This is a genomic window from Vibrio lentus (genome assembly GCF_030409755.1).
In the GTDB taxonomy this organism is placed as follows: Bacteria; Pseudomonadota; Gammaproteobacteria; order Enterobacterales; family Vibrionaceae; genus Vibrio; species Vibrio lentus.
On sequence record NZ_JAUFQE010000001.1, the window covers coordinates 861,422 to 881,409 of the forward strand.

At 42.3% G+C, this 19,988-nt stretch carries 21 protein-coding genes and 1 pseudogene; 12 read left to right on the plus strand and 10 right to left on the minus strand.

The window, feature by feature from the left end:
• Positions 1-45: 45 nt before the first annotated feature.
• Together hutX and hutW are read right to left on the minus strand one after the other, a co-directional pair.
• Entirely contained in the window at positions 46-567 is a 522-nt protein-coding gene (gene hutX / locus QWZ07_RS03550; protein WP_029405101.1) for a heme utilization cystosolic carrier protein HutX, read from the minus strand.
• Between the two features lie 58 nt (positions 568-625).
• Positions 626-2,036, minus strand: a pseudogene (gene hutW, locus QWZ07_RS03555) (heme anaerobic degradation radical SAM methyltransferase ChuW/HutW).
• A 161-nt stretch (positions 2,037-2,197) separates the two neighbouring features.
• On the opposite strand from hutW, the gene QWZ07_RS03560 reads away from it, so the two are divergent.
• From QWZ07_RS03560 to QWZ07_RS03585, 6 genes are all read left to right on the plus strand, one after another.
• Positions 2,198-3,013, plus strand: a complete 816-nt coding sequence (locus tag QWZ07_RS03560; protein ID WP_192852768.1) for an energy transducer TonB — start codon at positions 2,198-2,200, stop codon at positions 3,011-3,013.
• A gap of 2 nt (positions 3,014-3,015) precedes the next feature.
• Complete coding sequence (locus tag QWZ07_RS03565) at positions 3,016-3,711, plus strand: MotA/TolQ/ExbB proton channel family protein (protein WP_192852767.1); 696 nt, start codon at positions 3,016-3,018, stop codon at positions 3,709-3,711.
• Positions 3,708-4,121 (plus strand): ExbD/TolR family protein, encoded by a 414-nt coding sequence (locus QWZ07_RS03570; RefSeq protein ID WP_065104527.1) that lies wholly within the window; start codon positions 3,708-3,710, stop codon positions 4,119-4,121. The genes QWZ07_RS03565 and QWZ07_RS03570 overlap by 4 nt, the downstream gene beginning before the upstream one ends.
• 148 nt (positions 4,122-4,269) lie before the next feature.
• Positions 4,270-5,160, plus strand: coding sequence for a heme/hemin ABC transporter substrate-binding protein (locus QWZ07_RS03575; RefSeq protein WP_065111424.1), 891 nt, complete (start codon positions 4,270-4,272; stop codon positions 5,158-5,160).
• Positions 5,161-5,285: 125 nt separating this feature from the next.
• Positions 5,286-6,323 (plus strand): FecCD family ABC transporter permease, encoded by a 1,038-nt coding sequence (locus QWZ07_RS03580; protein WP_192852766.1) that lies wholly within the window; start codon positions 5,286-5,288, stop codon positions 6,321-6,323.
• Entirely contained in the window at positions 6,323-7,105 is a 783-nt protein-coding gene (locus tag QWZ07_RS03585; RefSeq protein WP_065104524.1) for a heme ABC transporter ATP-binding protein, read from the plus strand. Before QWZ07_RS03580 ends, QWZ07_RS03585 begins: the two co-directional genes overlap by 1 nt.
• Before the next feature lie 406 nt (positions 7,106-7,511).
• Here the strand turns inward: QWZ07_RS03585 and QWZ07_RS03590 are convergent, their stop codons facing one another.
• Positions 7,512-7,973 (minus strand): TetR/AcrR family transcriptional regulator, encoded by a 462-nt coding sequence (locus QWZ07_RS03590; RefSeq protein WP_017105619.1) that lies wholly within the window; start codon positions 7,971-7,973, stop codon positions 7,512-7,514.
• Between the two features lie 531 nt (positions 7,974-8,504).
• Here QWZ07_RS03590 and QWZ07_RS03595 point away from each other — a divergent pair.
• The gene (locus QWZ07_RS03595; RefSeq protein ID WP_192852765.1) at positions 8,505-8,804 is read left to right on the plus strand and encodes a YfcZ/YiiS family protein; all 300 of its coding nucleotides are present in this window, start codon (positions 8,505-8,507) and stop codon (positions 8,802-8,804) included.
• A 39-nt stretch (positions 8,805-8,843) separates the two neighbouring features.
• Here QWZ07_RS03595 and QWZ07_RS03600 read toward each other — a convergent pair whose 3' ends face one another.
• Entirely contained in the window at positions 8,844-9,143 is a 300-nt protein-coding gene (locus QWZ07_RS03600) for a YnjH family protein (protein WP_192852764.1), read from the minus strand.
• Between the two features lie 101 nt (positions 9,144-9,244).
• Here QWZ07_RS03600 and QWZ07_RS03605 point away from each other — a divergent pair, with 101 nt between their 5' ends.
• On the plus strand, positions 9,245-9,844 hold the full coding sequence (locus QWZ07_RS03605; RefSeq protein WP_102336580.1) for a hypothetical protein: 600 nt from the start codon (positions 9,245-9,247) through the stop codon (positions 9,842-9,844).
• A 177-nt stretch (positions 9,845-10,021) separates the two neighbouring features.
• Here QWZ07_RS03605 and QWZ07_RS03610 read toward each other — a convergent pair whose 3' ends face one another.
• A complete protein-coding gene (locus QWZ07_RS03610) occupies positions 10,022-11,128 on the minus strand; it encodes a 1-acyl-sn-glycerol-3-phosphate acyltransferase (protein ID WP_065111429.1) in 1,107 nt (368 codons plus the stop codon).
• 175 nt (positions 11,129-11,303) lie between these two features.
• Here QWZ07_RS03610 and QWZ07_RS03615 point away from each other — a divergent pair, with 175 nt between their 5' ends.
• Complete coding sequence (locus QWZ07_RS03615; protein WP_192852763.1) at positions 11,304-11,930, plus strand: AraC family transcriptional regulator; 627 nt, start codon at positions 11,304-11,306, stop codon at positions 11,928-11,930.
• 114 nt (positions 11,931-12,044) lie between these two features.
• Here the strand turns inward: QWZ07_RS03615 and QWZ07_RS03620 are convergent, their stop codons facing one another.
• Positions 12,045-12,533 carry a hypothetical protein gene (locus QWZ07_RS03620; RefSeq protein ID WP_017109016.1) on the minus strand — a complete coding sequence of 163 codons (489 nt, stop codon included), beginning with the start codon at positions 12,531-12,533 and terminating at the stop codon, positions 12,045-12,047.
• Positions 12,534-12,555: 22 nt separating this feature from the next.
• Positions 12,556-13,077, minus strand: a complete 522-nt coding sequence (locus QWZ07_RS03625) for a nicotinate-nicotinamide nucleotide adenylyltransferase (protein ID WP_192852762.1) — start codon at positions 13,075-13,077, stop codon at positions 12,556-12,558.
• 109 nt (positions 13,078-13,186) lie between these two features.
• On the opposite strand from QWZ07_RS03625, the gene nadE reads away from it, so the two are divergent.
• Complete coding sequence (nadE, locus tag QWZ07_RS03630) at positions 13,187-14,017, plus strand: NAD(+) synthase (RefSeq protein ID WP_017105612.1); 831 nt, start codon at positions 13,187-13,189, stop codon at positions 14,015-14,017.
• Between the two features lie 108 nt (positions 14,018-14,125).
• Here nadE and QWZ07_RS03635 read toward each other — a convergent pair whose 3' ends face one another.
• Entirely contained in the window at positions 14,126-15,997 is a 1,872-nt protein-coding gene (locus QWZ07_RS03635) for a hybrid-cluster NAD(P)-dependent oxidoreductase (protein ID WP_192852761.1), read from the minus strand.
• Between the two features lie 205 nt (positions 15,998-16,202).
• Positions 16,203-16,976, minus strand: a complete 774-nt coding sequence (locus QWZ07_RS03640) for an EAL domain-containing protein (protein ID WP_192852760.1) — start codon at positions 16,974-16,976, stop codon at positions 16,203-16,205.
• A gap of 304 nt (positions 16,977-17,280) precedes the next feature.
• On the opposite strand from QWZ07_RS03640, the gene QWZ07_RS03645 reads away from it, so the two are divergent.
• The gene (locus tag QWZ07_RS03645; RefSeq protein ID WP_192852759.1) at positions 17,281-18,237 is read left to right on the plus strand and encodes a helix-turn-helix domain-containing protein; all 957 of its coding nucleotides are present in this window, start codon (positions 17,281-17,283) and stop codon (positions 18,235-18,237) included.
• Between the two features lie 96 nt (positions 18,238-18,333).
• Positions 18,334-19,344 carry a helix-turn-helix domain-containing protein gene (locus QWZ07_RS03650; protein ID WP_192852758.1) on the plus strand — a complete coding sequence of 337 codons (1,011 nt, stop codon included), beginning with the start codon at positions 18,334-18,336 and terminating at the stop codon, positions 19,342-19,344.
• A 262-nt stretch (positions 19,345-19,606) separates the two neighbouring features.
• Here the strand turns inward: QWZ07_RS03650 and QWZ07_RS03655 are convergent, their stop codons facing one another.
• Positions 19,607-19,870: a hypothetical protein gene (locus QWZ07_RS03655; RefSeq protein ID WP_192852757.1), complete on the minus strand. Its 264-nt coding sequence runs from the start codon at positions 19,868-19,870 to the stop codon at positions 19,607-19,609.
• Between the last annotated feature and the right edge of the window lie 118 nt (positions 19,871-19,988).

Below are 19,988 nucleotides of genomic sequence, written 5' to 3' on the forward strand. Positions count from 1 at the left end.
TTTAAGCGAGTAGACAACCTTATTTAAGCTTGCCGTTAAGTCTGCTTAAGCTTGTTCTTTTAGTGCTTTAAAGCGTTCAACTTGGTCGGCAATAAGTTCACGCTTTTCATTGCGACCTAGGTAGATCTTAAAAATGTTCTCGCCCGTTTCACTGAAGAAACCGAAGTAATGACTTTCACGGCCCATGAACGCCTTGCTCACCAAACCAACATGTTTGATGTTGTCGAGTTTCAGGTGACCATGAAGCTCGCCCTCTTTGCCCATTAAGTTGTAGTAACCACGCGCGACTTTACCTTTAGGGAACGGCGCTTTTACTTCGAAGATTGAGCCGAATGAATGCATAATTGTGGTCACTGGACCCCAACCAACCAAACCTTCTAGAATCTCTTGAGCACGGCTGCCATCTAGCATCACTGCCATGTCGTTTGGAAAAGCAGCAACCACTTCAACTTCTGAAACACCTAGCTTCTCAGCAATTGCTGTCGGCAATAGTTTTGGCTCTTCTTCTAGAATTCGAGCTACGCTTTGTTCTAGAGTTTCTGTCATTTCTAATGTTGTATCTGTCATTGAATATGTGTCCGTATAAACGAGTAATTTGCGTAAGTTTTAAACTAAAAATTCGATATTAAGCGTGCTTCAAGCTTGCATGCGGGTGAACGCCTGAACCTGATGCTTTCGGTGCTGGGTGCATCGCTTGATATTCAGCGTTAAGCACTTGAATCACACTCTGAGCGAGGCTTACTGCCCAGAAGCTACCAGCAATAGTCAGGCTCAGGTAATTCTCTGAAAGCTCAACCAAACCATTCTTCTCCCAATGTGAGAACAAAGGCTTCAAGTAATCGAACGTGTCTTGTCCCATAAAGGTCGGCAACGTACTTCTTCTAACAACACCAGAATCAAAACCAGCCTTTAATGTCGAGAAGATTGGCTCTAGTGAGCTTTGCTTCGTCATCATGGCAATCGGTAATTGACCTTGCTTTATAGACTCCATGTAGCTGTCTAAAGTTCGATGTTGCATCACTCCATGACCACCGATGTTGCCACCAGCACCACAACCAATCGGCAGAACTTCGGCATAAGTTTTCGCTAAGCTGTTGTAAATGCTGCGTTCTCGGTTATCACGAGTCCAGTGATTCACGCTCAGTTGCTTGACCTTATTTTTTGCCATGAACTCGACACCCGCCAAGTACATGCTCGCTTTATCTGGCGTATTCGCCGGTGGTGGAATTTTTCCTTTCTCAACGAGATTAAGCATAGGAGCATTACCCCCAACAATCAGTTGGTAGAGGTCAATACCGTGAGCACCAGTAGACATGTAATCTTCTAAGTCTTGCTGGAACACTTCCATAGACTGGTATGGTAATCCGTACAGCAAATCCAGAACGATGGGGGCTTGCTCGGTGCGGCTCAAAGCACTGATACGTTCTAACACCACTTCTCGGTCATCTAGGCGCTTGGCGCTGCGTCTAACTTGAGTGTTGAAACTTTGAATACCGAATGAGAAGCGATTGAAACCACCTTCAAGCGCACGATCAAACATCTCATCGCCAAAGCGATTGATGCGTCCTTCCAAGGTCATTTCCACATCATTTGCTAGTGGGAAATATTGGCGAATAGCCTTGCCTAACTGCTCTACTTGTTGAGGAGACAAATCGGTAGGTGTTCCACCACCAATGTAGACGGCGTGAAATAATCCAGACTGAGCCCAAGGGGTTTTAGCTTTTTGCTTCAACTCAACCATCAGCGCATCGAAATACTCATCCACTAATTTGCGACTTGCAGCATTTTGGAAAAAGTTACAAAACGTACAACGCACACGACAAAAAGGAATGTGGATATACAGACAACGCTTATCCTGTTTTTTTCCCTTCACTTAGCATCAGTTCGTCAAAGAGCTCCAACTTCTTGCTCGGATCGACCGGAATTGAACTTCCTCCGGCATGTGCAGAATGCTTTTTCGCAAACGCAAAACGAAGCGGATCAGGGCTAGAAACACCCAGAATTGATTCGTCAAATTTATAGATATCAAGACTCATATAATCCCTCTAAACACTTACATAGCAAAGTCTGGAAGACTATTCGCTAAAAACTGAGAGAATCATAAATAGACGCAAATGATAATGCAATTGATAATTGATCTTATTTAGATTCTAAGCAATAATCCGGTACAGATTTTAGATTTGGTAAAGGATTGAATGTGAACGTTCCTAGATATGTTATTGCAGGCGGTGCATCGTTAGTGATTCATGCGGCGCTATTGTTTGTCGCTCAAGAATCCAAAGTATTTGCGATGCCTGCAGGTAGCCAATCGAACACGGTATCGATCAACTTCACGCCTAAGAACACGCCTTCCCCTGCTCAACAAAAAACCATCACAGAGACGGTTGAACCAGAACCAATCAAAGAAACGGTCTCACAAGCTGAACCTAAACCTGTCGAACCCAAGGCCGTTGAGCCAAAACAAGCCAAACCGACGCCAAAGAAAAAAGCGATCACCAATAAGCCTCAACCTAAGAAAGTAGAGAAAAAGGTTGTTGAAAAGAAGCCGATTCAAAAGAAACCAAAGACTGAGAAAAAGGTCGTTGAGAAAAAACGCCCAGAACAAAAACCAGATCCAAAGTCCAAACCAACGCCTCAACCAGAAAAACTGGCCGACAAGAAAGTCGATAGAAATGTGGCCGAGTCTGCCAACCAACCTCAGGAAGTAAACCAAGGCGTATCAAACCAAGAGCCCGTATTAGTGACTAAGCCCTCTTTTTCTTCACGCCCGACACCACCGAATTACCCCCGCCAAGCTAGACGTCGTGGCGTTGAAGGTGTCGCAACTTATGAGGTCTGGTTAGACGCTGAAGGCAAACAAATTAAACAAGCATTAGTAAATTCATCAGGCGCACTAATGCTCGACAACGCCGCTTTAGACGCCATTAAACAATGGAAATTCTCACCTCACACTGTCAATGGTCGAGCTATTGCTCACCGTGTACAAATACCTGTTCGTTTTAGGTTGGATTAATCATGCAACAAATCAGTTACTTACAAGATCAACTTGGCTTAATGACTTGGCCTCTTCTCATCTGTTCTGCATTAACAGCAATGATCATCGCTGAACGTGTCTTCCAAGTGATGTTAAGCATTGGTGTTGGCAAACGCGCCATTCGTCGCGAGCTCAATCACATATCACCAACCAACAGCAAAGAGATTGAAGCATTAGCGCAATCTATCTCAGGAAAACGACCGCTACTGTATAAGGGCGTGTCGATGTTGCTTGCTCACCACTCTTTCTCAAAAGGACTGCGTGAAGATGCTGCTGGGATCTGGCTACAAGAAAAACGCCACCAGCTTCATGCAGGATTGAGGCTACTTGGTTTGATCGGCGTGATCAGCCCGCTCATTGGCCTACTTGGTACCGTTCTTGGGCTTATTGAGATGTTCAAAGGGGTTGCTGCTACAACCGGCAGTATTACACCGAACGATCTAGCTGACGGCCTTGGCTTAGCAATGAGAACCACAGCGGCAGGCTTGATGATTGCGCTTCCTGCGATCTCTGGTGCTCAACTGCTTGGGCTGTGGGCCGACCGAGTACTGGCTCAGTTAGAACATACTCTGAACTATGTGAATGTGTGGCTAGAGGGTATGTCGATTCAAACCAATCACTCTGACGAGACTAAAGGCTCATCAGTAAACAAAGTCGGTGATGTGAGCCAAGCATGATTAAAACGCCCCACTCATCTCAAACACAAAGTTTAGCGCCAGATTTAACACCGCTTCTCGACATCATTTTTATCGTGATGGTTTTCCTGCTTCTGACAGCATCGGTGAAGTTGGAGTCATTAGAAGTCGAACTACCAAGCTCTGATATTAAGAACGTTTCTGAAGTTCATAAAGATTCGATAAGCGTCAATATCTTAGATCGCGAACCTTACTGGGCGATTAACGGCAGAGAGTACATCGACTGGGAAAACTTCAAAATTGCATTACTCGAAGAAACAGGTTCGGCGGATAAAAAGCCGATCATCATTGGCGCGGATAAAGCAGCCAACGTTGAGAACCTAGTGAAGTTGCTGTCATTCCTTCAAGAGAATGGAATACCAGCGACTCAATTACTCACCGAAGATGGCTAGAACAACGCTCTACTTTCATGAGGTTAAGCTCTAGTTACTAAGACCAAATAACCAGAGCTAAACTTCTCTATCGATACGAACTCACAATGCGAACGGACTGCTCACTGAGAATCTTCGCGAAACAAATAGATAATATAAAGAAATGATTATGAACAACTTAAACGTGCTCAATAAATTAAAGACCAAGAGACATCTCCTTTCAGTAGCAGCAATGAGCTTGGTACTGACTGCGCCAACGGCAATGGCCAACGACGTAGAACAACCTCGAATTATAAGTGCGGGTAGCGCTGTTACCGAATTGGTTTTAGCTCTGGGTGCTGAAGAGCAGCTAGTGGCAATTGATGTGACCAGTCACTTCCCTCAATCAGAGAATCTGCCGAAGATTGGTTACCACAGAAACTTGTCTGCTGAAGGCTTGATTGCCTTAGAACCAACGACACTCATCGGCTCAGATGAGATGGGGCCAGACAACGCCATTTCTCAATTGAAGTCTGTGGGTATCGATGTCGAGATTGTAAACACCGAAGCGAACGTTGAGGGGTTATTAAAGCGTATCGATCAAATCGCAAAAATCACACACACCGAAGCTCACTCCGAACAAGTCAAAGCTGAAGTAAATCAGAAGATTGCGGCACTAAAAGCAAACCAAGTACCCAACAACGAAGCAAAGAAAGTGCTGTTCCTATTGTTGCATGAAGGTCGTCCTGCGAACGTTGCCGGTGGTGAGACTTCACCCAACGCGATCATTGAATTGGCTGGCGGTGTTAACCCTGCAGCTCAAAGCCTAACCTCTTACAAACCATTATCGATGGAGTCACTGGTAGAAATGCAACCAGATGTGATTTTAGTCAGTGGCCGTAGCTACCAGAAAATGGGCGGCGCTGATGCCATTCTTAAATCGTTACCTATGCTAGCGGCGACGCCAGCAGGCATGAACAAGCAAATCATTACTGTGAAGGGCAGCGCTTTAGTTGGAGGACTTGGTCTTGAAAGCCTTTCTGAAGCGAAGCGATTAAACGCACTTATCTATCCGTTATAACTTATCTACCCGCTATAGCTCGACTACCCTATTTCTACTGTTGCTTGCTTAATGCTCATCACCGTCTCGTTTTTTGCGAAGTCGGTGATAAATATTGAAGCGAGTGATAGACATTGAGGCTCTTTATGTTGCTACGATCCGTCCCACTAAAAACATCGATGTTAGGCCTAGGAGCTGCCTTAGTCTTCGTCGCGCTGTACTCGATCACTGTTGGGCCAATGAACATTAGCTTGGCTGACAGCACAGCCAGCCTGCTCCAACCAAATAATGACTTAGCACCTCACATCAATTTGGTGATTCAAGAAATTCGCTTACCCAGAACGATATTGTGCATGCTAATTGGCGCAATTCTCGCTTTGTGTGGCGCGGTAATGCAGGGCTTATTTCGAAACCCACTTGCCGAACCAGGAATCATCGGCGTATCAGCCGGAGCCTCATTGGGTGCTGCATTAGCCATCGTGCTTTTCTCTGAGCTTTCACTGCAATACCCCGCTTTCATGAACTTTGCAGCTGTGCCTATATTTGCCTTTCTAGGCGGAGCCTTAACCACGCTGCTCGTTTATAAGCTGGGTACAGGCAAATTCGGTACTTCAGTCACCATCATGCTGTTAGCGGGTGTCGCGATCAGTGCACTATCAGGAGCAGGTATTGGCTTCTTGAACTTCATTGCTGATGACCAAATGCTGCGTGATCTTTCATTGTGGTCAATGGGTTCATTAGCGGGTGCTAAGTGGTCTGGCATTTTGCTTGCTGCTGTCACGCTCGTTGGATTGTTTGTTATTTTCTATCGTCAAGCTATGTCACTGAACGCGCTGCTACTTGGGGAATCAGAAGCGCAGCATCTTGGTATCCCGGTACAGAAGCTTAAGCGAAGATTGATTCTACTGACGGCCGCAGGCGTTGGCGTTACGGTTAGCCTATCTGGCATGATTGGCTTCATCGGCCTTGTTATCCCTCATTTAGGTCGCATGTTAGCAGGCCCAGATCACCGAATTCTGTTGCCCCTTTCAGCGGTACTAGGTGCATTACTATTAACAGCTGCAGACATGTTCTCACGCGTGGTACTTGCACCAGCAGAGCTACCAGTGGGAATTGTCACTGCGATTATCGGTGCTCCATTCTTCTTGTACCTCCTATTCCAACAGAAAGGGAGAATCCTTTAATGTTTCCTTCAGCGTTAAAAGCGACCGACATCGAAGTGAAGTTCGGTAGTAAAGTGATATTAGATGGTGTTTCTATTGAGATTGAAGCCGGAAAGGTAACCACACTGCTTGGGCCAAATGGCGCAGGAAAAAGCACGCTGCTTAAGGCGTTATGCCAAGAGATTTCGAGCACCGGTGATATTCAATATTTTGGACACACCAAAGACAAGTGGCCTTCTCAAAAGTTGGCAAAGCACTTGGCTATGCTTCCTCAGCATAGTACGTTGACCTTCCCATTTTTGGCACATGAAGTTGTCGAACTTGGTGGTATCCCTCTGCAAGAGTCCAACAAGAACCTCACCAACATCGCTAGCCAAAAAATGGATATTGCTGATGTGACTCACTTAAGTGAAAGGCTCTACCCTTCGCTATCTGGCGGTGAAAAACAGCGTGTTCACTTGGCTCGAGTGCTAACCCAGCTTCACTATTCTGGTGACCAATGCATCTTAATGCTTGATGAACCTACATCAGCACTGGATCTTGCCCACCAGCACAACACCTTAAAGATCGCGAGAGAGTTAGCCGATAACCACAATGCCGCGGTTATCGTAGTTTTGCATGATCTCAACTTAGCCGCGCAGTATTCCGATCGATTAGTGGTATTGAAAGATGGCAATTTAGTGTGTGATGGCAACCCTTGGGATGCGCTTAAACCTTCGATGATTGAAGATGTGTACGGCTACAAAAGTATTGTAGAAAAGCACCCAACCATGAGCTTCCCTCAAATTCACCCCGCCCAATAAGTTCGGTTTAGGATCTTCTCATTTTGAGTATTCGTTCCTAGTAACAATGACGTCATTCTAAGCCTCGATCTGTTCGAGGCTTTTTATTGGCTCATAGCCCCTCTCTCGTCTTAAACTCAATTTTGTTAGTTACCACAGCAATAACTCCTAAAACGTCTCACCCTGAACGTTTGAGGCTCTAGAAATCAACATTATCAATTGGTGTTACTTAGCTTTTCGCCTTGGAGTGAAAGTATAAGGCGTGAACGTAAGCATATAAAAAGAAAAGAAATAACTCCATTCAACACAAATGCAAAGATTGGTACAACGGTATACGTACGGCAGAAAAACGAAAAGAAGTGATAGGAGAAGTGAAATGACAGGCACAAAAAAAGCTCCCTCAGGAGCTTCTTTCATTGTGTGTTGATTATTGGCTCATACGAATCAATGATTTACCAATCAACCACTCTAGTTCTTTACCGCTAGTATCACCAAATTGAGTTTCAGTTAGCTTGTAAAGACGATCAATACCGTTTGCCGCAAACTCATGTGCACTTTCAGCAGTAACGATATGATGGAAAAGTAAACGTAAGATTGCTAGGAATTCAGCGTCTTCAAGTGCTGTAACCCAGCTAGCAGAGAATGCATCAAGACCATTTTCGAAATCAATGTGTTCCATGAACATCTTGAAGATTCGACCGTCTAGCGCTGCTGTAAAGTCTGTTTTCTTTGGAAAGTGGTGGCTTATACCTGTACGAGAAACGCCCGTTTGCTGACTCAACGTCGTGTATGACATCTTGTCGTAACCCAATCTTAATAGCTGGTCTACAACGGCATCCATGATTTTCTGGATAGTGATTTCTGTATCTTCTTTACTACGCTTTGGCATATTCAGGCTCTTCTCTTTGTAAATCCATCTAACTCAGTCAATTGAAGTCAGAATGCAAATCGTTATCAGCATTATGTGAGCAAGGTGTTTTATCGCAAGTATTTATAACTACATTCACACAAATACTATGTACGAACAATTCGACAGTGACGCCTCTTTGGACGCTTAGTCTAATTATTCTTCGAATAACCACCTTACGATCCTAAGCCGGTAATTTTAAATAACGACTTAGAATATGAAATACCCAACGAAAAATTCATTGTATAAATACCTATCAAGCGATAGATAGTCTTATAAAATCATTCCTGACGCAACTAAGTGAATGATATTCTGACAAATTAATAACATTAATCTTCAGCAAAACATGATCAAGATCACATAGATATTTTGCGCCGCGAATGTTCATATTAATTTCACCTCTGTTCAAACAACATAGCATACCAGTGTAAATTAGTTCAAAGATTTTAATTTTTGTAGATACAGATCAAATTGCTCGTTAGAATAACCTCAGATTTTGTAAGAGGATTATTTATGAGCCAAGATGTTGGTAACAATGATGTATGTGAGGCTTGCGGCTGCGCAGGTGAGATCGGTTTCATCATTAAAGAAGGCGATGAGGTTGCTGAGGTAACTGTTTACGGTTGCTCTAAAGCCCTTATTGAAGCTGAGTTTGCTAAGTACGTTGAGTTAGCTAAGCAAGTGTCTAGCAATGTCGAGTTTGAAGCGTCAGAGATGACAGAAGAGAGCACGGAATTACATGCACGCTTTAAATTTGAAGTAAGTGCTGAGAAGATTATTTTCGAACTTAAGACTCGCTCTCTAGCGCGTTAATTTAAGCACTAATATTCATATCACTAAAAGACGAGTTTATTACTCGTCTTTTTTTATAATTTCAATCCACCCTAGTGCACTATTGGTCTCAAAATCATTTTCAGCCGCACACCGAATCAAAACACCTGAAACTTCAACGACAGCACCGAGACTATAAGCCTTATCATCATAATAACAAACTCGTTGCTGTGAACCGCTCTGAGTGACGACGACAGCAGCCTTAGCCGGCGTGGATATTATTTTATTAGCATTCGCTGATACTGAACAAAACACAGAGGTTAAAATCACAAAACCTTTTAGAATTTGACGCTTTATTTTAATCACAGATTCACCTTTCATTGTGCTCTATACCTTTTTACCTACCAACAAATGAGTAAAACACTATGCGAGAATAGTTTTTTCATTATAGTGTTAACGTCTTTCGTAATAAGAAGCTTGTTATGCTCCGAATAATTGCACTTATTATTGGTTCTTTAACCATAACAAATGTAGCCGCAGAACCACTCGATCAGTATCAAATATTGAACCATCTCGATAATTACGGAAACTTATATTTACGAAATAAACCTTACACGTCGCTTCCTACGGGTTTAGTGGTCGATGGCAACCTCAATATAGAAAATACTGCGATAACACGCCTACCCAAAGGGTTAGAAGTAAACGGCAGCCTTAAAGGCGGTAACAGTCAACTCGCCCGAGTTCCGTCGGGAATAAAAATAAAAGGTTATGCCGACTTGATTGGCAGCCAAATCACCAGTTGGCCGAGAGGCGTCAGAGTTGGAGGGTTTATTAACCTGACCGATACTCCGCTTCAAAGATTGCCTAACGGTTTTCGAGTGAAAGGCGACCTCAGTGTAATTCGCACTCCTTTGACAGAGCTCCCGAATGGGATAGTCATTGATGGAGACTTATATATAGGCGGTTCTGCGATTACTGCATTCCCCGATACGATGACAGTGAAAGGAAACATCTACCTCGGTGGTAACACGATTACCACGTGGCCAACCAATTTAGATCTTGGTGGCGCGGTTGCTCGCTAATCTTCATTTCGATTAATTGATTATTTGGTTGATTGTTTTTTTGGCTTTATGGCTTTGGCTTTGGCTTTGGCTTTTAGAGAAAAACACAGACACGCAGATACAAAAAAGGAGCCTAAGGCTCCTTTTTCAATTCAATCTCTTGTTGGTTAGCAGCTATGCGCACTAACCAATAGCGACCTAGCCAATGTTCTTCACTGGATTCGCATAGCTATCAATTAAGTACTGACGAGCACCTTTAGGCAGGCCTGATAATTTTTCTTCAAACTCTTTCTTAACGACTTCTGTAATAGACTCATCATCTTTTTCTGCAGCCAGCAGGTTCACAGGAAAAAGTTTGTAGTTGTCATGGATCTGGCGGTCGATTTCTTCAGCAAGCGCTTCTGGCGTTTCAAAATCTTGATCGATAACTTGACCGAAACCGACATGAACACGTCCTTTGTTACCGATGATACCTTGAATGATACTTTCGATATCTTCAAACTCACCTTTTTCGTAACTGCCGTTTACATCTTTTTCAAAAAGCTCTATTGCTTTCGCTGTATCACACGGATCGTTTTCGTATGAAATAGCCACAGGAACGATCTTCAATGATTTCACGTACTCTGGAAATGCGATTTTTTGCTTACGCCCTTCAACATGGAACATCTTCAGAATTGCTGGCTCTGTGAAATCATTGCCGTCTTTTGCACGACCTTCTTTCTGAGCGATCCAAATAGAGTTACCTGTTTCTAGAGAGTGCTTAATGTACGAAGACAACTGCCCTAGCGCTTTCATCATTTCACGTGGCCCTTTTAGAGAACGTTTTACGATGAAGCTTTTGTTCAGACGCATCAATTCAGTCGCACATGGCTTCTTCAGCAGATTGTCACCAATAGCAATGCGACAAGTCTGGTGGTTATTTTGATGCAGAGCGTAGTTAACAAGTGCAGGATCCATAGCGATATCACGATGGTTAGAAACAAACAAATAAGCTTGATTCGCATCCAGTGACTCTACGCCAGTGTATGTAACACCATTAGTAGTCTTAGCTAGCGTGTCGCGTAAGTACTTTTTAACTTCAATCTGAATGGATTCAACGCTAGTCAGCTTGCTCCATTTCATTTTCAAGTAAACGCGTAAGATCGGGCTCATTAATGCTTTAAACCAAGACGCATGGTTTGAAAAACGATAGTGCAGGATCGCACTGATAAATTCTTCATCATTAATAAGACGGTTTAGTGCCGCTGGGATTTCATCATCGCCGTAAGGACGAATATCAACATATGGATCGGTCGGAGAGGTCATTTTTTAATTCATATAATAAATAGCTGGCTCATTCTACGCGTTGTTTTGACTTCTCGCAGCTACAGAACCCATACTTTTGACAAGGTCAGACCAGAAAGATTGAAAATCCCCTGTTATTGTTGGCATTCTTTAAGATTAGCGGTAATCTTGACGTCCCAAAACTAAGGTACTATCTATGAACTTCGCTATTGAATATACATCGGCTTACTTTTCACACTTGGTGATCACACCTCGCAAGAAAGTACTAAAACATAGCCTTGTATCGGTTCAGAGTGGTTTGGTTTTAATAAAGCTCGGTAAACAAGAGTACGCAGTTGAACCCGGTCAAAGTATTTGGGTTCCATATGACTGCTTAACTTCACTGACCTATTTCCCGAATACACAGGTTAATCGTGTCGATTTTTCGGTTCGCTTGACGGATTCGTTCCCAAGACAAGCGGGTTACATCACGCAAACCAACCTCTCTTCGGCGCTATTAGAAAAACTAGAGCAAACCAAAGCTCGTACCTCCAATGCCAATAATACGGAACAAGCGTTTAAAGATATGCTTTCTGTATTGAAGCAAGAAGTGTTCTCGTTTAAACCACTGCTTTGTGAAAGTGCTCTGTCTCAGCGATTCAATCAGTGGAACATTGATGATTCGAATCTGCCACAAGAACACACCTTGGTGATGGTGATGCGCGAAGCGAAGAAACGCATGCAATCAGGTCAAAAACGTGCACTTGTGATTGATGATTTGTTCTCTGGTAAAGAAGAAGAGTTCGAACAGCTGTGCATGCTTGTTTTTGGTGAAGATTTATAGCTTGGCGATAGCTGATATTTAAAGCAACAAACCAGATACTAAAAAGCCGCAAAAACTGAGTTTTTGCGGCTTTTTTAATTCTTAGCATTTAGACGTAGATTAATGATTAGTAACCTAGAATGGCAATTCAACCTGCATCATAAGGTCTGCGTCTCGAGAATCATGCCAACGGTAATCAAAGCGCATACGAGGTTGCCCTTCAACTTTCTCGCCAAAACCTATGCTCAACTGAAGACCATGATTCATCAACCACTCTTCAGTCGACATATCATACTGCTCATCTTCAAGATCTTCTGGGAACCACATACCCAAACCAACATAGTTGGATTCAAGGCTCTGAGTTAACAGTGGCGTGTCTTTGCTTTGAAGAACCCAATCAGACCAATAGTCTGGAGCTTCAGGCTCTTCATCACTTAGCCCGCTGATTTCCATCATGCGTTGGCCAAAAGACTCAATACTCGAAGAGAAGTCTAAGCAGCTGTTTTCATCATCAGAAGTCAACATGATCGAATCTAAACTAAAGAAATCACAATCAGCTTGAGCAGGCATACTGCATGCTGCAATGATCATCGTCGCTGGTATCGCGCGCTTTAGCATAGTCATCAGACCTCTTGAATTAGTGAATTTACATTATTGTATACAGTCCACTGTCTTGCAATATCTTTGTAACTGACTTTGTACTCAGTTTTGCCACATTGCTCCCATTTTGCAAAGCATTGCGAATATCGGTGCTTCGAATTTTGATTTTTTCAGGGCAAGCCATCACAGACCATCGCTCGGTAATCTCATCTGATTTATAGAAAGAAGAAAACTTAAAGAAGTTGTCAGGTCCAATAACGAACGTGAGTTCCGCGTCACGATATAAATTTTGAAGCTCACTGAGCACTGCATAAGTGGTCACGCTTTCACCTGGGGTAAGCAAACTCTTTTCGATCAAAGAAAGCTCAACTTGATCCAGTGAAAGATCGCTAATAAATGCGTTAACTAACTGACATCTCGTATCAAAGTCTAGCATCTCTTTTCCCCAAGCATGAGCAATGCTTGGAACGAGTAGAATTTTGTCGAAGTGAGCCAGTGAATCAATCACACTTTTATGACCTAAGCTCGGTGGATTAAACGCACTACCGAAAATGGCTATTTTTTCCATGGTTTATTGCTGCCTTCTCTTTCTAAGCTTGTGCAAAGAGGTTTTTAAATCAGATGATTTAGGTATGATAACACTAGATTTTTAATTTGCTTGCAGGAAAGGAATACGAATGGAACAGTTAATTCGTGACGAAATGCGCGTACTACCTTCTATCGACCCTCACTTTGAAGTGACTCGTCGCGTGGATTTTATCAAAACTAAACTTCAACAATCTGGATGTAAGTCTCTTATCCTAGGTATCAGCGGCGGTGTCGACTCAACGACATGTGGTCGCCTAGCGCAAATGGCCGTTAACAGCCTAAATGAGACGTCTGGCAGCAACGATTATCAATTCATCGCAGTTCGTCTACCTTATGGCGAGCAAAAAGATGAAGACGAAGCACAGCTCGCTTTGTCTTTCATCGAGCCTTCTCAATCAGTTTCAGTAAACATTAAAGCGGGTGTTGACGGGCTTCACGCAGCCTCTCACGTGGCTTTAGAAGGCACAGGCTTACTACCAACAGATTCTGCAAAAATCGACTTTGTGAAAGGCAATGTGAAAGCTCGTGCTCGCATGATCGCACAATACGAAATTGCTGGTTACGTTGGCGGTCTTGTGATTGGTACTGACCACTCAGCGGAAAACATCACTGGCTTCTACACTAAGCACGGTGACGGCGCATGTGATTTAGCACCACTGTTTGGTTTGAACAAACGCCAAGTTCGTGAGCTTGCAGCAATGCTGGGCGCTCCAGAGCAACTTGTTAAGAAAGTACCCACTGCTGATCTAGAAGAGCTTGATCCACAGAAAGCCGATGAAGCAGCCTTAAACCTTTCTTACGATCAGATTGATGATTTCCTTGAAGGCAAAGAAGTACCTCAAGACGTATCCGATCGCTTAGTTGGCATCTACAAAGCAACACAACATAAGCGTCAACCAATCCCAACGATCTACGATTAACTTTTAAATTAGTCTCAGAATCAAAAAGGCCGGAAGCTCATTTGCGAACTTCCGGCCTTTTCTATTTAGTGTTTTTTAATGCGTTTTTCTTAATGATCTAACGAGACGTTAATCAACAACTTCGATATCAGTTTGCGGAACACTGCAACACGCCAATATCTGACCCATATTACGTTCATGCTCTTGCAGCGCTGGCACATCCGGTTGGTGAACTTGCCCAGACTCAAGGGTCACTTTACAAGCACCACAGAAACCCGCGCGACAACTTGAAGCAATAGATACCCCCGCCGATTCCGCTTGCTCTAGCAAGGTTGATTGATTATTACCTTCGAACAGGTAGCCGTTCACACTTAACTGCAGTTGCTTCACAGCTTCCTCGGTCGACTGAGCTACACCAAACGCTTCTTGATGGTAATGCTGAGGGTTGAGTCCCATTTGAATCAGCAGTTTCTTTGCATTATCCATAAAGCCGTCAGGGCCACACACGAACGCTTGACGCTTGTGTAGCGCTTCAATTTTAGCGACATGCGACACGCTTAGACGCCCAGATAAACCATCCCAATCTTTGGTTGGTTGGCTTAATGAATAAATCACACGAAGACCCGCGTGCTCACTGGCGATCTTATCAATCTCAACTTGATAAGGGATGTCTTCTTCACTGCTGCATTGATGGTAGAAAACCACATCATCAATTTGACCATGGTCGGCTAGGTAGCGAAGCATCGATAGCATTGGAGTAATGCCGCTGCCTGCAGACAAAAGCAGTAACGGGTGAGTTGGATTTGCTTCTAAGTAGAACGCACCATCTGGATTTTGAGCAACCAAAGTATCACCCACTTGGAAGTGATCATTTAACCAGTTAGAGATTTGACCATCGTCCACTCGCTTCACTGAAATCGCTAAACGACCCGCTCGTGAAGGGCTAGAAGATAACGTGTAACGACGAGAAACCTTCTCACCATCGATCTCCATCTCAATCGGCAGATGTTGCCCAGGCTGATAACTTGGCAATGAATGGTTTTCTTTCGCAGGTTCTAACCAAAAGGTCGTGAAGTCACGAGCGATCTCTTCACGCTCAACACACGTTAAATGTAACGACTCAACCCAAGTGTCTTCATAGTGTTCTTTCTCTTTGGTTTCGAGTACTTCAACCACATCACCCGCTTTAACCAAACCTTCATTTTTAGCCACAAGATTCTGACCAAAGAAAACGCCACCACGCTCGTTAGCTCTGAATGTAGAGAAGGTATTAAGAGGCTCTTTTGTTGCTCTAAATTCGCCACGCTCAACATCAACTGTCGTTAGGATACAACGCTCACAAGGCTTCACCGCTTCGAACTCAACCTCACCAATTCGGATACGCTTCCAGCCATCTTCAGCAAAGGCTTCGGTATTTGAAACAACAAAGTTAGTGCGGAACTGATCCATCGAGTGAACTTCAGGGCTGCGGCGATTAAGCTCATCTAGAGAGGCTTGGCTGATCACTAACATTGGGTAACCATCAGCGAAACTGACATTCTGACCGAGTTTTTCACGAACACGATTCGATTGCTCACCAGAGAACAATAGCTCAACACGAACTCCGAGCACATCACTGAACCAATCATCGGCTTCATCATTGGTGGTGTAAGCAGTAAAACTGTCTTTCCAAACCGTTGCTGGTGCTTCTTGCATCTTGAAATTTGCATACTTTAGACGCAAAGGCTCTTTGCCTTCATAAGTGAAGATCAAACCGTCAGGCTGCAAGCTTGAAGATACCTTGACCATTTTCGGATACTTACGCGCCGTGATCATTGAACCGTCAGCCAGTGCCAACATAAAACGTCTGTCGAAAGTAAGACCCTGTTTTTCGACCCAAGCAGAAGAGAGTGCGATCCCGCCCACTGATTTAACCGGAAACACATTAATTTGAGATAAGGAGGGCTGTTGACCTGAAGGCTCTTGCTCCAAAGCCTTTTGATCCAAAGGTGACTGCGACATAACGATTCCAATGTTTTGTTGTTTGTCCCAATGCTAACAAATGGTTATAAATAGATAAACTAATGACGATGATGCCGGACACACTAATGCGCCTGTTCAGCTACCCAACAGCATCTATGTTTTCTGATTTTGAAAACCAACAAAATTTAACTTCAGCGCCAAGTCCCCTTCTTGCTCAATAAACATAATGAACCCAACGCTATATTTAAGGAGATGAGCAATATGCTGTATCTTGTTTCGACAGTTGATTTAATGAGCCCGGCTTACCTAAGTGATATCCTTGGAAGTAAGCTATGCCCTGAGACTTTGCGAAACGTAGATCTTCATGGTTTTCTATACCTTCTGATAACAATTCAATCTGATACTTTCGAGCTAAAAATCTCAGACGCTCCCAAAAGGTAGAATTATCGCTCCGATTTCTCATCAACGACCGGTCTACTTTCACGATGTTCGGTTTAACTACCTTAATCAAAGCTTCGCCAATGTTATAACCACTGCCATAATCGTCTATCGCAATTTTAATCCCAAGGCCACGACATACTCCGAACTGGGATATCATCCTTTTTTCGTCGATCCCAACGGGGTATTGCTCATTCTCAGTAAGCTCAATCCATAAGGTTATACCTAACTTGTTGCATGCTTGCCAAATTGGGTAAATATCACGTAGAAAAGTGAAACTTAAAACGTGACCAGGCGATATATTAATAGTCAGAAAATCAATCATTTTCTTCTGAGACAATAGTTCTTCAGACACTCTTAACAAGAATTTTTGAGTAAACCATGCAATTTTCTTAGAGTCTAATAGACAGCGGATTGACGATTCAACGTCATGCCCTTTTTCCCAACGTAATAAAACCTCAGCACCGACAGTTCCATTGCCATTAGTTATCGGTTGAAAAACAGGATAAAACAATCCCTGATTAACATCGTCAATAAGTGCTTCGGCTTGCAAATTTTCAGACAACATACTCGTATTCATAAACAAACCTCTTCTTGTGATTGATCGATACTACAGATCAATATTTAGCAAGGTTTAGCATGAACAAATCATATGTGGCTTTACATGCCTACTTCTTAACCGCGTAGAACAAACTGCATTAGTAGTTAAACGAACTCCTGTGCAGATACATAATACCGTTTAAAACAGGTGGAGCTACTTTTCAGAACTAAGATCTATTGGCTCCTTTGAGTCAGATACTTTTAGATATGTTACTAAAAAGACACCACAATCCATCTTGAATAGCTATACTTCAATAAAATCAAATTACACATAGGGATAATGAATGTTTGGTGACTATTTAAAGGAATTAAGACTCTCGCTTGGCCTTACACAGAGTGAACTTGCTGCTAAGTTAAACCTTGCTGACGAAGAGTTTAGATCACTCGACGTGGTAACCCTTAGTCGCTGGGAGAGAGGAAAAACTAAACCAACACTCGCAAAGTGCCTGAGGGTTTTACGTTGCTTGCAACTTGACTTAAGCGATTTTTATGAATTAATACCAAATCCAAACGAATCAAAGCTATTAAATGAATTTTCTAGACTACGTTTTAATAACCAGCTGAGCAGGCTTTCATCGTCAAATTACGAAACGGCGCAAAAGCCACAAGTATGTTTGATTACTGAGTTGCCACTTCTTCTGAAAGACGATGATAAAATACTATATAACCTTAAAGCGTTTTACGAAACGGCAAGCTATATTCCCAAAGGGCTATTCGACATCAATTTATACGACTATCAGCAAAACAAACGAGCTATTTTCAAAAGGTTTACGACAAAAAGTGGGCAACTTATAGGCCATTCACTTAGTTTTATCTTTGAAAGTGAATATTTTGACAAGGCTATCCATTCCAAAAACTTCGACATCAACTTAACAAAGACTGTCAGCTATAAAAGTACAACTAAGCTAGCGGTTTGTAATTATAATCGTTACTCTTCTAGTTTCGAAGTGTTTCGGTGCATGTTAGTTTCTCAGTATATAAATCTGATTCGCTATTCAAATGTGCAACGTTATTATTTCTTTAACGCATTACCTGAAAGTGGACAAATTTTAGAACAACTTGGATTCGTTAAGGTAGCATTTGATACTGAGTCAGAGATAGGAGGTTTTAAATTGGGCAACCGGGCATTCGAACATTGTTTATATGAAATTGACACTGCGACACTTCTCTCTCACCCTGAAATAATAACCCTTATAAAAACAACAAAGTGGAATAATCAGAACTTAAATCAAAGCAATTAGGCATACCCAGAAAACGTACACACTGCAATGCCTACCAGATTAGAAATCCAGACATAATAATACTGCGCCTTATGCAAAATATTGGAGAAAGTAACTGTGTTTGGCGAGTACTTAAAAAAATATCGAATTGCGAATGAAATGACACAAAGTCAAGCCGCGACAAAACTCAACTTAATCGGAGAGGATTTATCAAATATTGATACAGTGACACTCAGTCGATGGGAAAGAGGTACAACAAAACCAACTCTTAGTCGTAGTATTCGTGTTTTACGAGAATTTACGAACGACCTTGAGCCTTACCTATCTGAAATTAGTCATTTGCACCAACAAGAAATCGCTTCTAAAAATAGGGTCGATCATTTCGACATTTTGATGGAAGAAAAGTATCATAGCTTAAATAATTTGATCGCCAAGGCAAACTATCAGTCGTCATCGATGTCCGAACATAACGCTATTTGTGAATGTCCGATAGTAAACCCCAATGATAACGACACTGTAAACTCTGTTCTTCATTTTCATGAGCAAACATCTGCTGATTATATGAAACATGGGCTCAGTAGAATTGATTTATTAAGTTATTGTAGTCAAAAACGTTTCATCGCTTATAAATATGTTGATAGCATAACTGGAAAGTTACTAGGACATAATATAGGTACTATTTTCACACCCGAAGGGATAAGCTCTGAGATTGAAACACTAGACCAAAAATCAATAGATGAAATCGATTTAAGAAAAACCGTGCCTTATAATCAAAACCGTAAGTTAATCTATTTTGCAGCCAGTCAGCATTCATTGTACGAGCGACCTTTTCGCCTACAACTAAATCGCGAATTCAGATTTCTAGCAAACCACGCTAACATTACCGACTACTACGCAACAGTTGCAGTAAGTAGCTCAGCGGAAGTTCTTGAAAAAATGGGATTCTCTGTTGTTTCGTACGAGAAAAAATCAACAAACGGTGCAATAAAAGTTGGTAAACACTATTACTCAAAAGCCTTAATGCACATAAAAACAAGTCAGTTGTTTGCTCAACCTGAATTCTTGAGTTTACTTACTAGCTGTCAAAACTGCCCAAATCGATGCTCAGTTAGCTCTCAATGCTGCTAGGCGGTCCCTTTCAGCACAAACCAACAGGAGTATCAGCCCATCAAAAGATAGCTCTGATGGATGAACTCCTGCTTGTTTTAACCTTTCAAAACACAACTCTACCGTTTTAACATTCGTGTTCGATATTATTGAACCAATATACCTCATCTCTTACTCTCTTACTCTCTTAAGTTATCAATACAAGTTATATATTAATTGACTAAGCGATTGAGTATTAAAGCAGATGGTCAAAAATTAGAAGCTAATATGCTATGTTCGCTGATTACATATCAACTTCACGAACAATTACATCATCTATTTCATTGTTTAATAATGTCACATGACTGCTATGAGTCATGCCTCCTAAAGCTTGCGAATTTTTCATGTCATCCACATTCGTTAGACTCTTTTCAGAATATATTGCTCGTATATCTCCGCCGACTCTACCTGAAAAGGTAACATCATCGGTACTCAAAGAAGCATTAGCTAAGTTTGCAATAAATAAAAATGAACATAAAACGACCGATATATTAACAAACGACTTCATAAACACCTCAAATGTAATTGGTTACATATGATAGTTTAGCTTATTCGCAGAAAAAAAGAAGTCAAATGCCTACCACCCACCCCTTCGTCCGTGAGTTAGATTTATAAACGTTAATTTA

Excerpts from the sequence above, each read along its gene's own strand:
- QWZ07_RS03600 (WP_192852764.1), bottom strand. The coding sequence starts at position 9,143 with ATGAAAGGTGAATCTGTGATTAAAATAAAGCGTCAAATTCTAAAAGGT.
- QWZ07_RS03585 (WP_065104524.1), top strand. The coding sequence starts at position 6,323 with ATGTTTCCTTCAGCGTTAAAAGCGACCGACATCGAAGTGAAGTTCGGT.
- QWZ07_RS03625 (WP_192852762.1), bottom strand. The coding sequence starts at position 13,077 with ATGGAAAAAATAGCCATTTTCGGTAGTGCGTTTAATCCACCGAGCTTA.
- QWZ07_RS03590 (WP_017105619.1), bottom strand. The coding sequence starts at position 7,973 with ATGCCAAAGCGTAGTAAAGAAGATACAGAAATCACTATCCAGAAAATC.
- QWZ07_RS03605 (WP_102336580.1), top strand. The coding sequence starts at position 9,245 with ATGCTCCGAATAATTGCACTTATTATTGGTTCTTTAACCATAACAAAT.
- QWZ07_RS03620 (WP_017109016.1), bottom strand. The coding sequence starts at position 12,533 with ATGACTATGCTAAAGCGCGCGATACCAGCGACGATGATCATTGCAGCA.
- QWZ07_RS03640 (WP_192852760.1), bottom strand. The coding sequence starts at position 16,976 with ATGAATACGAGTATGTTGTCTGAAAATTTGCAAGCCGAAGCACTTATT.
- hutX (WP_029405101.1), bottom strand. The coding sequence starts at position 567 with ATGACAGATACAACATTAGAAATGACAGAAACTCTAGAACAAAGCGTA.
- QWZ07_RS03580 (WP_192852766.1), top strand. The coding sequence starts at position 5,286 with ATGTTGCTACGATCCGTCCCACTAAAAACATCGATGTTAGGCCTAGGA.
- QWZ07_RS03610 (WP_065111429.1), bottom strand. The coding sequence starts at position 11,128 with ATGACCTCTCCGACCGATCCATATGTTGATATTCGTCCTTACGGCGAT.
- QWZ07_RS03655 (WP_192852757.1), bottom strand. The coding sequence starts at position 19,870 with ATGAAGTCGTTTGTTAATATATCGGTCGTTTTATGTTCATTTTTATTT.
- nadE (WP_017105612.1), top strand. The coding sequence starts at position 13,187 with ATGGAACAGTTAATTCGTGACGAAATGCGCGTACTACCTTCTATCGAC.
- QWZ07_RS03565 (WP_192852767.1), top strand. The coding sequence starts at position 3,016 with ATGCAACAAATCAGTTACTTACAAGATCAACTTGGCTTAATGACTTGG.
- QWZ07_RS03615 (WP_192852763.1), top strand. The coding sequence starts at position 11,304 with ATGAACTTCGCTATTGAATATACATCGGCTTACTTTTCACACTTGGTG.
- QWZ07_RS03575 (WP_065111424.1), top strand. The coding sequence starts at position 4,270 with ATGAACAACTTAAACGTGCTCAATAAATTAAAGACCAAGAGACATCTC.
- QWZ07_RS03595 (WP_192852765.1), top strand. The coding sequence starts at position 8,505 with ATGAGCCAAGATGTTGGTAACAATGATGTATGTGAGGCTTGCGGCTGC.
- QWZ07_RS03635 (WP_192852761.1), bottom strand. The coding sequence starts at position 15,997 with ATGTCGCAGTCACCTTTGGATCAAAAGGCTTTGGAGCAAGAGCCTTCA.
- QWZ07_RS03645 (WP_192852759.1), top strand. The coding sequence starts at position 17,281 with ATGTTTGGTGACTATTTAAAGGAATTAAGACTCTCGCTTGGCCTTACA.
- QWZ07_RS03570 (WP_065104527.1), top strand. The coding sequence starts at position 3,708 with ATGATTAAAACGCCCCACTCATCTCAAACACAAAGTTTAGCGCCAGAT.